General features: G+C 50.9%; 16 protein-coding genes and 1 tRNA gene. 9 read left to right on the forward strand and 8 right to left on the reverse strand.

Going from position 1 to position 14,067, the window contains the following annotated elements; all coding sequences use genetic code 11:
- Positions 1-309: 309 nt before the first annotated feature.
- The 4 genes from Q4563_RS00790 (at position 310) to Q4563_RS00805 (ending at position 3,615) form a co-directional block, all read left to right on the forward strand.
- Positions 310-747 (forward strand): helix-turn-helix domain-containing protein, encoded by a 438-nt coding sequence (locus tag Q4563_RS00790; RefSeq protein ID WP_215977357.1) that lies wholly within the window; start codon positions 310-312, stop codon positions 745-747.
- Between the two features lie 139 nt (positions 748-886).
- Positions 887-1,216, forward strand: coding sequence for a preprotein translocase subunit YajC (gene yajC, locus Q4563_RS00795; RefSeq protein WP_215977358.1), 330 nt, complete (start codon positions 887-889; stop codon positions 1,214-1,216).
- Between the two features lie 58 nt (positions 1,217-1,274).
- Positions 1,275-2,267 (forward strand): 1-aminocyclopropane-1-carboxylate deaminase/D-cysteine desulfhydrase, encoded by a 993-nt coding sequence (locus Q4563_RS00800; protein WP_303603289.1) that lies wholly within the window; start codon positions 1,275-1,277, stop codon positions 2,265-2,267.
- A gap of 13 nt (positions 2,268-2,280) precedes the next feature.
- Positions 2,281-3,615: an alanine/glycine:cation symporter family protein gene (locus tag Q4563_RS00805; RefSeq protein WP_215977360.1), complete on the forward strand. Its 1,335-nt coding sequence runs from the start codon at positions 2,281-2,283 to the stop codon at positions 3,613-3,615.
- Between the two features lie 5 nt (positions 3,616-3,620).
- Here Q4563_RS00805 and Q4563_RS00810 read toward each other — a convergent pair whose 3' ends face one another.
- The 7 genes from Q4563_RS00810 to rne all read right to left on the reverse strand — a co-directional run bounded on the left by Q4563_RS00810 (position 3,621) and on the right by rne (position 9,152).
- Positions 3,621-3,941: a TusE/DsrC/DsvC family sulfur relay protein gene (locus Q4563_RS00810; protein ID WP_215977361.1), complete on the reverse strand. Its 321-nt coding sequence runs from the start codon at positions 3,939-3,941 to the stop codon at positions 3,621-3,623.
- A 3-nt stretch (positions 3,942-3,944) separates the two neighbouring features.
- Positions 3,945-4,250: a sulfurtransferase complex subunit TusB gene (gene tusB, locus Q4563_RS00815; RefSeq protein ID WP_215977362.1), complete on the reverse strand. Its 306-nt coding sequence runs from the start codon at positions 4,248-4,250 to the stop codon at positions 3,945-3,947.
- The gene (tusC, locus tag Q4563_RS00820) at positions 4,250-4,609 is read right to left on the reverse strand and encodes a sulfurtransferase complex subunit TusC (RefSeq protein ID WP_303603290.1); all 360 of its coding nucleotides are present in this window, start codon (positions 4,607-4,609) and stop codon (positions 4,250-4,252) included. The genes tusB and tusC overlap by 1 nt, the downstream gene beginning before the upstream one ends.
- A gap of 4 nt (positions 4,610-4,613) precedes the next feature.
- Positions 4,614-5,012, reverse strand: a complete 399-nt coding sequence (tusD, locus tag Q4563_RS00825; RefSeq protein WP_303603291.1) for a sulfurtransferase complex subunit TusD — start codon at positions 5,010-5,012, stop codon at positions 4,614-4,616.
- 45 nt (positions 5,013-5,057) lie between these two features.
- Positions 5,058-5,735, reverse strand: a complete 678-nt coding sequence (locus Q4563_RS00830; protein WP_215977364.1) for a Bax inhibitor-1/YccA family protein — start codon at positions 5,733-5,735, stop codon at positions 5,058-5,060.
- 190 nt (positions 5,736-5,925) lie between these two features.
- A tRNA-Ser gene (locus Q4563_RS00835) sits at positions 5,926-6,016 on the reverse strand.
- Between the two features lie 145 nt (positions 6,017-6,161).
- Positions 6,162-9,152: a ribonuclease E gene (rne, locus tag Q4563_RS00840; RefSeq protein ID WP_303603292.1), complete on the reverse strand. Its 2,991-nt coding sequence runs from the start codon at positions 9,150-9,152 to the stop codon at positions 6,162-6,164.
- 634 nt (positions 9,153-9,786) lie between these two features.
- On the opposite strand from rne, the gene rluC reads away from it, so the two are divergent.
- On the forward strand, positions 9,787-10,782 hold the full coding sequence (gene rluC, locus Q4563_RS00845; protein ID WP_303603293.1) for a 23S rRNA pseudouridine(955/2504/2580) synthase RluC: 996 nt from the start codon (positions 9,787-9,789) through the stop codon (positions 10,780-10,782).
- A 3-nt stretch (positions 10,783-10,785) separates the two neighbouring features.
- Positions 10,786-11,445, forward strand: coding sequence for an HAD-IA family hydrolase (locus tag Q4563_RS00850; RefSeq protein ID WP_303603294.1), 660 nt, complete (start codon positions 10,786-10,788; stop codon positions 11,443-11,445).
- Positions 11,446-11,471: 26 nt separating this feature from the next.
- On the opposite strand, the gene Q4563_RS00855 is transcribed toward Q4563_RS00850, so the two are convergent.
- Positions 11,472-12,068 (reverse strand): Maf family protein, encoded by a 597-nt coding sequence (locus Q4563_RS00855; protein WP_303603295.1) that lies wholly within the window; start codon positions 12,066-12,068, stop codon positions 11,472-11,474.
- Positions 12,069-12,245: 177 nt separating this feature from the next.
- On the opposite strand from Q4563_RS00855, the gene Q4563_RS00860 reads away from it, so the two are divergent.
- The 3 genes from Q4563_RS00860 to plsX are packed head-to-tail and all read left to right on the forward strand — an operon-like array spanning position 12,246 to position 14,058.
- Positions 12,246-12,788, forward strand: a complete 543-nt coding sequence (locus Q4563_RS00860) for a YceD family protein (RefSeq protein ID WP_215977369.1) — start codon at positions 12,246-12,248, stop codon at positions 12,786-12,788.
- Between the two features lie 53 nt (positions 12,789-12,841).
- A complete protein-coding gene (gene rpmF / locus Q4563_RS00865; protein ID WP_215977370.1) occupies positions 12,842-13,024 on the forward strand; it encodes a 50S ribosomal protein L32 in 183 nt (60 codons plus the stop codon).
- A gap of 47 nt (positions 13,025-13,071) precedes the next feature.
- Positions 13,072-14,058 (forward strand): phosphate acyltransferase PlsX, encoded by a 987-nt coding sequence (plsX, locus tag Q4563_RS00870; RefSeq protein ID WP_303603539.1) that lies wholly within the window; start codon positions 13,072-13,074, stop codon positions 14,056-14,058.
- Positions 14,059-14,067: the final 9 nt, after the last annotated feature.

Genomic DNA, 14,067 nt, shown 5'->3' on the forward strand with positions numbered 1-14,067 from the left:
ATTAATAGTGTGATATGTCTCACAAAAGTCTGGAAAAAGCGGGGGCGATTTTATCAGAATTCACCAAATAGCCTATAATCGCAAGCTATTATTCCAAGATGGCCTTAGAACGAGCCACCAGTAGTATGCTCTGGAGCCCAATAAAACGTTTTATATGCCAAGCGGCTCTAATAATGCTCGAGCTTTGGCGAAACTAGTCTTAAAAATGCGCCATTAAGCATTGTCACTTGCCTGAAATGCCTCTATATTCATTGGAGACATTTTGATCGCAAAATGATCGAATGCTCTAATGGCACAAGGAGAGCCCCAATGATTCAGCTGCAAAGATTAGGTCCACAGATCGCAGACGAGGAAGGTTTTTCTCGCTCTGGCATCCGCTCCTTTCACGAGTATGTGGTTTTAGCGAGAATACCCCAAGTGGATGGTGTTGCAGCTCGGGTTGTCGAGGCGCTCGATAAGCGTATTGGCCATTCGCCGATGGCGATTGAGCAGATTGCCGACGACCTGAACCTATCCAAGCGCACCCTACAACGGCGGTTACAGCAACAAGATTCCAGTTTCGCACAGTTGCGTGATAGCTTAAGGTTTCACTACGCTATTAAGTATTTGATTGACGATCATATGAGCGTTGATGCGGTATCTACGGCACTGGATTTTTCCGATCGAACAAGCTTTACCAACGCATTCAAGCGCTGGACGAATTTATCTCCCAGTGTGTTTCGCAAGCTGTTTCGCGATTACGCTTAATCCTAGCGTTGTTATTACTCCAAAGCCGGGCGTGTCCCGGCTTTTTTGTGGGCGCTTAGTTGGCCTCATGTTGCCCCTAGCGTTGCCTGATATCGGCAAACAGGGTAGAGTTACGCCTTTTTAAATTGAGAGGTTTTCCATGGGTTTTCTATTCGAGTCTGCCGTTGCGCAGACACAGGCCGCTCCGCAGGGTGCCCCAATGTACATTAACCTGTTGATGTTCGGTGGTTTGTTCCTGTTTATGTACTTGCTGATAATTCGACCCCAGCGCAAGCGTCAAAAAGAGCACCAAAACTTGGTGACCAGTCTGCAAAAGGGCGATGAAGTTCTGCTTACCAGCGGTATGCTAGGCAAGGTTGTAAAAGTAGATGATAGTTATATCGTGTTGGAAACCGGCACTGTGGAGCTGAAGTTTCAAAAGGTGGCGGTGCATGCCGTTCTGCCTAAGGGCACCATCAAAAGCATCTGATCTTTAGTCCTGATCCCGATCCCCCTATAATGGTTTAAACCCTTAAGTGGAGATCGGGATGCCTTCCCCATTGCAGTTCCCAGATTCAATCCCTCTGGCCCAGTGCCCCACACCTTTGCAAGCATTACGCTATAGGCAGAAGCAAAGCCCTAATATACGTCTGTGGTGTAAACGCGATGATCTTACCGGCTCGGTGCTCAGCGGTAATAAAGTTCGAAAATTAGAGTTTATCTTGGCCGATGCCCTGCGTCAGGGCGCCGATACATTGATAACTTGTGGTGGCTTGCAGTCCAATCACTGTCGGGCTACGGCTCTGGTCGCGGCCCAATACGGACTTCGTTGTCGACTTATTTTACGAGGTGAGCAAAATTCGGCCAGCTCCGATGGTAACTTGCTGCTCAGTGAGCTGGCTGGTGCCGAGATCGAAATTTACTCCCCCCTTGAATACCATGCCAATTTACCGCAGTTATTTCTCCGTGCTGAACAGGTGGTCAAAGCGCGTGGCAGCCAACCTTATTCAATTCCTACGGGTGCGAGCAATGACGTGGGCTTATGGGGTTACGTGGCCTGTGCGCGCGAATTAGCCCTGGATTTCGAACGACACAACATACACAGCCCGTTGGTCGTGTGCGCAGCCGGCTCAGGGGGCACATTGGCGGGGCTGTCCGCAGGGTTGAATCATTTCAGTCCTGGTGCTCAGGTGTTAGGTGTGGCCGTTTGCGATAGTGCCGAGTATTTCGCAAAGCGAGTCAAGGCTGACATTCAGGCCGCTCAAGCGCGTTTTGTCGATAGCGGTCTGTCGCTGCCACATCCACCGATGATCGTCGATGACTATATTGGCCCAGGTTATGCTATAGGTTATCCCGAAGTGTTTTCGGTAATCCGAGATCTGGCTCGCTCTGATGGTTTGGTTTTGGATCCGGTTTATACTGGCAAGGCCTTTTATGGCATGTTGGAGGAGCTCGCTCAGGGGCGTCATCAACAGCGTGAGATAGTGTTTATTCATACCGGCGGGGTTTTCGGCCTGTTTCCGTACAAAAACGAATTATAACGGCGAATATAAAATGGAAGATCTATTCATTGTAGTAAGAGATTTTATTTGGGGGCCGTGGTTTCTACTCTGGCTATTGCCACTGGCCGGTGCCTTTTTGATGGTTCGCCTAGCTGCTTTCCCCATTGTGAATGCTGCGGCAGCTTTTCGCACTCTTTGGCGCGGCAGAAAAAGTAGTGGGCCGGGAGAGGTAACCTCTTTCAACGCTCTTATGACGGCACTGTCTGCCACGATTGGCACGGGCAATATTGTCGGTGTTGCGACTGCTATTGGTATTGGTGGCCCAGGCGCGCTTTTTTGGATGTGGTGCACGGCACTGCTGGGGATGGCGACCAAATACGCTGAGGCGGTTTGTGCCGTACATTATCGCGATTGCGATATTAATGGCCACAACGTGGGTGGCCCTATGTACTACATTAAAAACGGGCTTGGGAAAAAATGGGCTTGGCTGGGCACTGCGTTCGCTTTTTTTGGCTGTATGGCGGGGTTTGGAATAGGTAATACGGTGCAAGCTCACTCCGTGGCTGACGCGCTTTATGGCAATTGGCACATTCCTAAAGTGGCGACGGCTTTGGCGTTGATGGTGCTCGTGTTTGTCGTGCTGATAGGGGGCGTTAAGCGTATTGCGGAACTGGCTGGTAAGTTGGTGCCTGCAATGGGGTTGCTTTATGTTTTTTGTGGCATAGCTGTACTGATTACTGTGGCTGATCGAGTACCAGATGCCTTTGCGCTTATTATTAATAGTGCGTTTAATGGTACCGCGGCCGCAGGCGGTTTTGCGGGCGCAGGCATTGCGTTGGCGATTCAGTTCGGTGTGGCACGCGGGGTTTTCTCCAATGAGGCAGGGCTGGGTAGTGCACCTATTGCCCATGCTGCAGCGCAAACCAAAAGCCCAGTTGAGCAGGGGGTGATCGCGATGCTGGGCACCTTTATCGATACAATTGTCGTCTGTACGATTACAGGTTTGGTTATTGTGGCGACAGGTGTCTGGAGTGGTGTGGCGAAAGGCTCGCAAATGTCGCAGGCCGCCTTTGCAGTAGGTATACCCTATGGTGAGGTGGTCATTACTTTAGCCATTGTTTTGTTTGCATTTACCACCTTGCTGGGCTGGAGTTACTACGGAGAACGTTGTGCCCAGTTCTTATTTGGCCCTCGGGTCATTGTGCCTTTTCGTGTGGTTTGGGTGTTGGCGATTTATTTTGGCGCAACAGCGAAATTACATTTTATTTGGATTGTGGCTGATGTGCTTAATGGTCTAATGGCCATCCCCAATTTAATTGCGTTGGTTTTACTGTCTGGTATCGTGGTCAAATTAACCAAAGAGTATCGCCGTGAAAAGCAACACTGATCTGTCTAAAAGCAATTGGCGGGCCTGGGTAGGCCCGCAATTTTAGCGATAATCAGGGCCGGGTGTGGTGGAAACAGAGACAGTAAATATAGGCTGCGGCCTTTTTCTGGCCCCAGCTTTTGCTGGATGTAGCGCACCAATGCTCGACTAGCCGGGGCTAAATCAAACTCTTGGTAAAAGGCCTGTACCGTGTCAATTACCTCCCAGTGGGCCTGGGTGAGCTCAATGTTTTCATTGCGCGCTAATTGCTCGCCTATGTCCCGGCTCCAGCTCGACAACTGCAAAAGATAGCCGTCTTTATCAAGGGGGGGGAGGTCGCAAGACATTGCTTAATACCAGCTCTGGATGCACTGGTGTGTGCAGGAGAGCTTTACAAAGCCTGGGTAATCAACGAGCTCCACTCCCTGCAGAAAAGTATGTAAGCCTCGAGCGCTGGCATCGTTTTCCAGTACATACACGTTGATACCATCTTCCATTAAACGCGTTAGCGGCTCACGGCAGGGAGAGCTTTCGCACCCCCCGTAGGTCCCATCTTCTATCAATAAAATACTATCCTCACCACTACAAAGCTGTAAGCAAGAAGTAAGTGAGTTGTTCTCAAATGGAGATTTATTGACGGTATGCAGTGTGCTCATTAAAAACTCAATAGCTGATCATGCTGTTGTATCAGGGTGCGAACTTCATTGTTGGTTACTAATTGTACGGCATCTAGGTGTAAGGAGTCACGTGTTAGGCCGCGCTGAGTTAAAGAGGGAGTGTGGATATAAACTTGCTTCACGCCGAAAAGTGGCAGCGCTGCCATTTTTTTACCGATGCCTGTGCGCCCTAGTAACGATGCCTGTTGGTTCTTGAGGGCCTGCCACACGCCTTCATTCATAAGCAGTAAGGAAACCTCTTGATCAAAGGCACCGGCGGCTAACACCGCGTCTAATGCGTCACAGGCACTGCTGGTCTGATAAGGTGAGTGGCGGCTGATGCAGAGAATACGGCTCATTGAGTTAGCTACCGAAGGTTATGGTTCTGTCGCTGACGGAACTGGCGGCAATTAGCTGGCCTAAACCGCTAAGGCTAAAACAGGCCCCTAAATTGGCGGCATTTTTTTCATAGCGTGTTTGCTCGTTGTGGTCCAGAATGCCGCGCTTTAATGCAGCGGCAATGCAAACCACGGCATCCAACTTATATTCGTTAATTAATTGAGACCAGCTGGCGGGGAGGTCGGCTTCATCTTGAGGCGGGGCGATCAGCGAGCTGGCATTATGAACGCCGTCAGCATAAAAAAACAAACGCTCAATTTGATGATTTTGCTCCAGCAATGCGCGGCAAAATTCCAGTGCTGAACGACTACTGAGGCTACCCTCGGGCGCGCCTAAAATAACAACGGTAAATTTCATGGGCATTAAAAAAGCCCCATTAGGGGCTTTTCCGTTGGCGGAGCTAATTGATTAATCTTCACCCGCACCCAGTAAGTGCAGCAGGCTGGTGAAAATATTGATGATGGCTAGGTACAAGCTGGTTGTGGCCATAATGTAGTTGCGCTCGCCGCCGTGAATAATGTTGCTGGTTTGAAACAAAATGATGGCTGACATCAAAATAATCACACCGGCCGAGAATGCAAGGCTGAGCATTTCTAGGTGGTAGCCAAATAAGGAGGCGCCCATCAGAAGCAGCATGGCTCCAATCATTACCATAACACCCATAACCACAAAGCCTTGTAAAAAGCTAAAATCTTTGCGGGTAACTAAGGCGTAACCGGACAAGCCCAAAAACGCAAAAGCGGTGCCGCCGAGTGCTTGTAATACAATGGAGGTGCCGTTGGCAAGAGCTAGGTAGTAGTTCAGCATGGGACCCAAGCTGGCGCCAATTAAGCCGGTAAAGGCAAAAACGACCACTAAGCCTGCGGATGAGTTGGCCGTGCGGGGCAGTACAAACCACACCAGAGCGATAGCGACTAGGGACATGATTAGCCCGGCGCCGTGGGACATATTAGCGGCCATAGCAATACCCGCTGTTAACGCGCTAAACGCTAAAGTCATTGATAATAAAAGATAGGTGTTGCGCAAAACACGGCTGACTTCGGTAGTTTCCGGTATAGCGGTTTGTGCTGTGCGAATATGTTCCATTCAGAATGCTCCAATTACTCAAAAGTTAGGGTAATCATACAACCTTGGGAAAGCAATGCAATGATTTCCGGTGTATTTACAGTATTAGATATGGGGTTGCAGGATAAGTTTCTTCAAGGGTTGGTAAAGAAATTTTAAGCATAAAAAAAGCGCCAATTAAGGCGCTTTTTTTTGCTCGTTAGAGCCAATATGGCGGAAGGGCAGGGATTTGAACCCTGGGTAGGCTATTAACCTACGCCGGTTTTCAAGACCGGTGCTTTCAACCACTCAGCCACCCTTCCGAAGTGGGGCAAATTATACATGGGATTTTAGGACTGGCAAGTAATAAATCCTAAAAAAACCTTTTTTTTCTTACACTTGCATAATTATTCGGTTATTTGTACAAGGACTGAGCACCTGGCCGAGAAGTCGGCCAGGTGCTGTACTCTATTGGCTTGAGTCGCCTTGTTTTTGGGCCACGCGTGGGTCATTAGCGGGGCGTGTCAGGTTACGCGGATTGTGAATAACCCTCGACGGTTTGCTGGTATCCAATGCCCGGGGCAGAGGCGTGGTGCGTTTCTCCGTCTGGATGCGAATCTGCTGCACGGGTTTTGGGCTTGTGCGTGGATCATTGCTCGCTCTGCTAAAAACACGGGCAGTTTCTTGCCCGCCATTTTTATTGGCAATTTGCACGGTTTGGTTTTTTTCTGCTCCAGATGTATCCGTCTTATCAGCCGACTTTTCCGTCTCAGTTGTAGGCGAGGCGCTTTCCGCTTGTGTGTCTGAGGTGGTTGATTCAGCTTCGGCTGCAGGGGCTGAGACTTGTTGATCGGTCGATGGTGCTTGTTCATCAGCCGGTGAAGCCTGCTCAACTTCAGCTTGAGCAGGTTCAGTAGCCTGGGCGTTGTTTTGCTTAGACTCTACCTCTGCACTGGCTGTAGGTTTCTGCTCAGTCTGTGCATTGTTGGTTTGCTCAGCATTTGGCTTAGTGTCAGCCGGTGTAGCGCTAATTTGCTCACTAGAGGCGTTTGACTCTTTGTGTGCAGGAGCTTCTTGCTTACTGACAGAGGCAGCTTCTGGAGCGGGGTTTTGATTTTCCTCGCGTTTAGCTTCTGTTGGATTACGCTGGGCCGGTTTTTGCTCATCGTTAGTATTTGTAACGTGAGTTTGCACTTTACCTTTGTTATCCGCTCTGCTGTCGGTTTTGTCGTTTGCGGGGCTGTCTTTGCGGTTGCCGCCTTGTTTTTCATTGGCTGATTTTTCGTTAGGCGCATTGTTTTCTGTATTCGCATTTTGTTTTTGCGTGTCGCCGGTTTCGCCATCGCGACGACGACGGCGCTGATTGCGACGACGGCCCGAGGGGCGTTTCGCTGGGCGCTGTTCATCTTTGTCGGCCACTGCTGCGGCCTGTGGTTCATCGCTTTGGTTTTGTTTTGTCGGCTCGGCATCGTTTTGCTGGGTGCGGTTATCATCGCGATCGCGGTTGCGATTGCGGCCGCGTCCACGGCGTCCACGGTTAGAGCGGTTGTCGCTGCGCTCTTGCTTGCCTTGGTTGTCGTCGTTGTCTTTTTCTGGCTTATTCGCTTTGCCTTTGCTTGTGTCTTTGGTTTTGGCGTTAGCTTGCGAATCGCGCTCATCGTTTTTACCGCTGCCACGACGGTTGCGGTTTTGTTGTTTGCCGCCACGACGTGAGCGTTGATTGTTGTTTTTACGATTATGCCCTTTGCCCTTGGGTTGTTCCTTTTTCTCCTTCTCTTCGTCGGCAAATACCTCTTGCAGCCATGAAATTAAGCGTGCAATAAGACCAGGTTGGGCTTTGGCGACTGGAGCCGGTGCTTGTTCAACGGGTGCTGTAGGCTGCACTAAAGGTTTCGGCAGTGCCACAGGCGGCTCTTCAGAGGTAGAGTCGTGCTCGTGATGTTCGTCGCTGGCAACAATTTTATAGCTGGTTTCCAAGGTGCCGTCGTCGTCATCGCGCAGGCGCTGTACTTCAAAATGCGGAGTGGTCATTTCACCGTTGGGTACGATAACGACTCGCGTATTATTGCGCTGCTCGATACTGAAAATCGTTTTACGTTTTTCATTGAGCAAATAAGTCGCCACAGACATGGGCGTAATTGCCCGAATTTCTGCACTGCGTTCTTTTTGCGCTTCTTCTTCGACCAGTCGCAAAATAGACAGTGCCAGTGAGCGCGTGCCGCGAATAGTACCTTGACCGTTACAGCGTGGGCAGGGTTTGGAGTGCACTTCGCCCAGTGATGGGCGCAATCGTTGGCGTGACATTTCCAGCAGGCCAAAACGAGAGATGCGACCAATTTGAACACGAGCGCGATCCATGGATAGGGCGTCGCGAATGCGAGTTTCTACTTCGCGCTGATTGCGGGTGGATTGCATATCGATGAAATCGATTACTACCAAGCCGCCCATGTCGCGCAGGCGCAATTGGCGGGCAATTTCATCGGCCGCTTCTAAGTTGGTTTGAACGGCTGTCTCTTCGATGTCTCCGCCTTTGGTGGCGCGTGAAGAGTTGATGTCAATTGATACCAAAGCTTCGGTTACATCGATAACAATCGAGCCACCGGACGGTAATTTCACTTCGCGCTGAAAGGCGGTTTCTATCTGACTTTCTATCTGGTAGCGATTGAATAGCGGGATATCATCTTCATAAAGTTTTACCCGGCTGCCAAAGTTAGGCATCACCTGGCGAATAAATCCGGAGGCTAGTTCAAACGATTCTTTATTGTCGACAATGACTTCGCCTACGTCTTGACGCAGGTAGTCTCGAATGGCGCGAATGATGACGTTACTTTCTTGAAATAAGAAAGTGGGGGCGCTTGAATTTTTGCCGCCTTTGTCGATGGATTCCCACAGTTGCAGTAGGTAGTTTAAGTCCCACTGGAGCTCTTCGGCGCTTCGGCCAACACCGGCTGTGCGAATAATAATGCCCATGCCGTTGGGGATTTCGATGTGGCTGAGGGCATCGCGCAGTTCGGCGCGATCCTCACCTTCAATGCGGCGCGAAATACCACCTGCGCGGGGGTTGTTAGGCATTAATACCAGGTAGCGGCCGGCTAGGCTGATAAAAGTTGTCAGGGCAGCGCCTTTGTTACCACGCTCTTCTTTATCAACTTGAACAATAACCTCAGTGCCTTCTTTAACCACCTCTTTGATTTTGACGCGACCGTCTGAATCGCCAGATTTGGCAAAGTATTCGCGGGAAATTTCTTTCAGGGGCAGAAAGCCGTGGCGTTCAGCGCCGTAGTCGACGAAGGCAGCTTCTAGGCTGGGTTCGACTCGTGTGATGCGGCCTTTATAGATATTGGCCTTTTTTTGTTCGCGATTGCGGTTTTCGATATCGAGGTCGTACAGCCACTGGCCGTCAACCAGTGCAACGCGCAACTCTTCGGGTTGAGTTGCGTTAATCAGCATTCTTTTCATGCGTTTCCTAGTCTTACTTTGTTGGGCGCAGCAGCCCAGCGACTCATCAACGCTAGAGTGTCTTGTGTTGTCGCGCCAAGCCAGTCAAGGCTCGGCGGCTAATCGATTGAATTCTTATTGAACTTCGTCGTCAGCCAGAGGCGATGGGCTCTTCGGGCTGAAATGTCAATATTCTGTCGGTTAACCTAATGTCCGGGCGCTCCCGGTACGTCACGTTTGCCTTTTCGGTGCAGTAGGCCAGTAGGGCCGTTAACTGTGTGCTCAGGAGAGGCGTTCTCTCCGATGTACATTTCTGCAAGCGTCCGGCTTGGTAATTCACAAAACACGTTTAGCGGATCAATCGCATTGCGCCAGCTGCGCAATGGTTTGGGTGTTCGCGCTGCGGCTAAGCCTGTTTGATGGCTCTGCGCGCGCGTCGCACCTGCTCAATTGCTTTCTTGTGGCCCCTTAATACTCATCTTAGTCGGTGCCAGTTAGCTGGCAGCGGTATTCCCTCGCGACACGCCTAAAAATGCAATGTCCGGAAACCTGCCTGTCCCAGCTGGCTCGAATATATCAGCTATAACAAGTTGCAGCAAATCTTTATTTGCTTATGCGTTCCGGCTGGGGCGGGTTTGCTGGTAAACTAACGCTTATGACAAGCCATTCAAAACCCGCCCCCTCGCTCGATGACCGTTTTGCTCGTGTGCAACTGTTAGAGGTTGATGCCGATCTTGCTGGACAGCGAATTGATAATTTTCTTGTGGCGCGCCTTAAAGGTGTGCCGCGTACCCATGTCTATAAATTGCTGCGCAAGGGGGAAGTGCGGGTCAATAAAGGCAGGATTAAAGCCGACTACCGTATTAAGGCTGGGGATATGGTTCGCTTGCCGCCCATTAAGGTGGCCGCACGCACCCCGCCGGGTAAATTAACTCAGGGGTTGGGGCGCAAGCTCAGCGAAGCCGTACTGTACGAAGACGACGGTATGTTGGTGATTAATAAGCCCCCGGGTATAGCTGTGCATGGCGGCAGTGGTGTGAACTTGGGGTTAATTGAGGCATTGCGTCAGTTGCGCCCTGAGGCGCGCTACCTTGAATTAGTGCACCGTTTGGATCGCGACACGTCGGGATGCATCATGGTTGCAAAAAAGCGTAGTTATTTGCGTCATTTGCAGCAGTGTCTGCGAGAAAAAACAGCTGGCGCCGATTCGATTACTAAAGTGTATCAGGCGCTGGCTGTAGGGCGCTGGCCTAAAGGTGCAGCCGAGGTAAGGGCCCCTTTGTTAAAGCTTGACTTGGCTGGCGGTAAAGAGCGTATTGTTAAGGTGCATTCCGATGGCAAGCACAGCTTGACCCGCTTTAAGGTGCTTGAACGCTACGAGGGTTTTACCTTGCTGGAGGCGCGCCCGGTGACGGGGCGTACCCATCAAATTCGTGTGCACGCCCAATATAAGCAGTGCCCATTGCTGGGGGATGAGAAGTACGGACGCGATGAGGTGAACCTGCAAATGCGTAAGCTCGGCGCCAAGCGTTTATTTCTGCACGCCAGTTCATTAACGTTCCATCTGCCTCATGAGCTCGGTCGGGTCACCGTGGAGGCGCCGCTGGCGGATGATCTGGCCTTGTTTATTCAAAAGCTGCAGGAGCGTTAATCGTTGTTCTTTATATTTGACTGGGATGGAACGCTCAGCGATTCCACTGCCACTATTGTGTTAGCAATGCAGCGCGCTGCCGAGGATATCGGCTGGCAGCGCCCAGAGGCCGAGGTTGTGCGCAATATCATCGGTTTGGGGCTGCCCGAGGCAATTGAGCGTATTTACCCCGGTATTAATACAGCAAGCTCCGCCGCGCTGCGCGATGCGTACCGTGAGCATTACACGTTGATCGATCAGGCCGACCCGGCTCAGCTCTATCCTAAAGTGCTCGATACCTTGCATCAATTGCGTCAACAGGGGCATATATTGGCCGTGGCAACGGGCAAGAGCCGGCGCGGCCTGGATAGGGTGCTTAAAGCTCTGGAGTTGGAAACCTTTTTCCATGCCAGTCGCTGCGCGGATGAGACTGCCTCGAAACCGGATCCATTGATGTTGGATCAATTAATGGCTGAAGTTGCCATGGGGCCAGAGGTATCGGTTATCATTGGCGATACCGAGTACGATATGGAGATGGGGCGACGGGCTGGTATGGATCGAATTGCTGTATCTTATGGGGCTCATGTTCGCGATCGTTTGATCCCTTATGAGCCGGCCCTGTGTATGGATTGTTTTTCTCAACTGCTCAGTTGGAAGCGCTTGACCAACCCTCTTGAACAATAATTGTTACATGTAAGCTCGGTTGCCGGCTATTTTGATGGCTTGGGGCTCAGTGGGTCGATACCGGCCAGAGTTAATAGAGATGTCAGAGTGATCAGTGGCAGTCCGATTAAACCTGTTGGGTCTGCACCTTCCATTTGTTCAAACAGGGTAACTCCGAGTCCTTCACTTTTAAAGCTTCCGGCACAATCGTACGGCTTCTCTAATGTTAGGTAGGTGTCGAGCTGCTTTTCGGTTAATGATTTAAATTTGACGCGGTAGGTGGCAAGTTTGCTGTATTCCTGTCCGGTTTTGCTGTCGTAGACACATACGCCTGTATGAAAATCAACCCATTCTCCTTGTGCTGCTTTGAGCTGCAGTAGTGCGTTTGTATGGGTGCCCGGCTTGCCCATTGCTTGGCCGTTTAGGCAGGCCACTTGGTCGGAGCCTATAATTAAGCTGTCAGGGTGGGTGCTCGCCAGTGCACAGGCTTTGTCGCAGGCGAGGCGCTGGGCCAGTGCCGCAGGTGTCTCTGTGCTTCGGGCTGTTTCGTCAACTTCGGGCGACAGGGCTTGAAAGGGCAAGCCCAGGCGCTTTAAGAGTTGGGCGCGGTAGGGGGAGCTGGAGGCGAGTATAATGGAGCGCATTGGTTTAGTAGTCTCTGTAGCAGGGCCGGTTATTGTAACAAATCATGCTTTTTTTCTGTGTTTTGCCTTTGTCACTGAGCAAAGGCACTGGAATGTGGCAAAAACCGGGTTAAATTTAAGAATTTAGGGCGATTTCCCTTTGACAGACTGGGGTTGTATCCCTATTATTGCGCGCTTATGTCTCAAGCAACTACGAGTAAGTCATTGCCGCGGCGGGGAGATCCTCGCAAGTACGCCCAGCAGGGTGTAGAGCTGACCGGTTATTTGGCGCTTGACTCACTGCCGCGTTTAAGAGCTGCGGTGGTTGATGGCGAGGGTAAAATCCATGCTCGCTTGTCTTTCGGTATTAGTGACGAAGGTAAGCGGGTTCTCGATGGGCGAATTGAGGGCTGTGTCAATTTAATTTGCCAGCGCTGTTTGGAGCCTGTGGAGCACGAGATAAGCAGCACAATCTATGTAGGTATTGTGTGGAGCGAGGATCAGGCGAAAGCGTTACCGCGTTCGATTGACCCTTGGATAGTAGGCGAAGGCCAGGCCGACTTTTACGATATTGTCGAAGAAGAAGTGCTGTTGGATTTGCCGCAGGTAGCCTATCACGCAGAACAGTGTGTCCCCCGGGAACGCTTTTCTAGTGAGTCTGCCGAAGAGGTCGGGGCTAAAGGGCCCAGGCAAAACCCGTTTCAAGTTCTGGAGCAACTTAAAGGAACGCCGAAAAAGTAGTTTAACTACCCGAGGCGCCCCAGCTTCAGTTTTTTGTTATATAGGAGTTAATCATGGCTGTACAAAAAAGTAAAAAGACCCGTTCCAAGCGTGGAATGCGTCGTTCTCACGATGCGTTGACCGGACAAACCTTGTCTGTTGATCCAACCAGTGGTGAGAAGCACCTGCGTCACCACGTAACGGCTGACGGTTTCTACCGTGGTCGCAAGGTTATCGAAACTGCATCAGACGAGTAAGCTTGTCTAGCCGATGAGTCGATTCAACCTTGGCTGAATCAATAAGATTGGCATTTGATGCGATGAGCGGGGACTTCGGTCCCCGTATTACTATTCCTGCTGCACTCGCTTTCGCCGAGTCTGCCCCCAGTGCGCACTTGCAATTATATGGCAATGTCAGCGCTCTCAACGAATTTCTGCCTGCCCAGCTACCTTCTAATATCTCATTGCATGACTGCAAAGGGGTTGTAGCGATGGATGCCGCCCCCAAAACTGCACTGCGTACGGCTCAGGGCTCTTCCATGGCTGAGGCATTAGAGGCTGTGGCCAGTGGTCGGGCTGAGGCCTGTGTCAGTGCGGGCAATAGCGGTGCGCTGATGTTACTTGCCCGTCGCCAGTTGGGCACCTTGGCTGATATTGAGTGGCCGGCCTTTTGTAAGGCGATGCCTGTCGAGCAAGGGTCAACTCTTATGCTCGATCTGGGTGGTAACGTGCAGTGTGATGCTGATCAGTTGATTCAATTTGCACGTATGGGCAATGTGTTGGCGCGCGGTCAAAGTATTGGTCCGGGTAGCGTTACACCGACCATAGCACTGTTAAATATCGGAACAGAGCCCGGCAAGGGTACCGCTGCGATTCGACAGGCAGCCCAGCAGTTGTCTGCGCTGAGTGAGCTGAATTATGTTGGCTTTGTAGAGGCGAATGATATCTTTACCGGCAAGGTGGATGTCATTGTCTGTGATGGCTTTAGTGGCAATGTCGCACTGAAAGCCAGTGAGGGGGTGGCTCGCTTAATAACCCGACGCATCGAAAAAAGCTTTAGCCGGTGGCCCGGTAAGCTGGCCGGGTTGATGCTTTGGCCCATTTTGCGGCATTGGCGTCGCGAACTGAATCCAGATGCGTATAATGGCGCGATTCTGGCAGGTCTTAAGGGAACCGTTATAAAAAGCCATGGCGGAGCGCAAGTACAGGCAACCCTTAACGCGTTAAATTTAGCTTTACAGCAAGCAGGCTTAGATATTCCCAACAAAATTAGCCGCGCCTTAGATTGTTAGTAGCTGTCG

Source organism: Gilvimarinus sp. 1_MG-2023 (genome assembly GCF_030548285.1).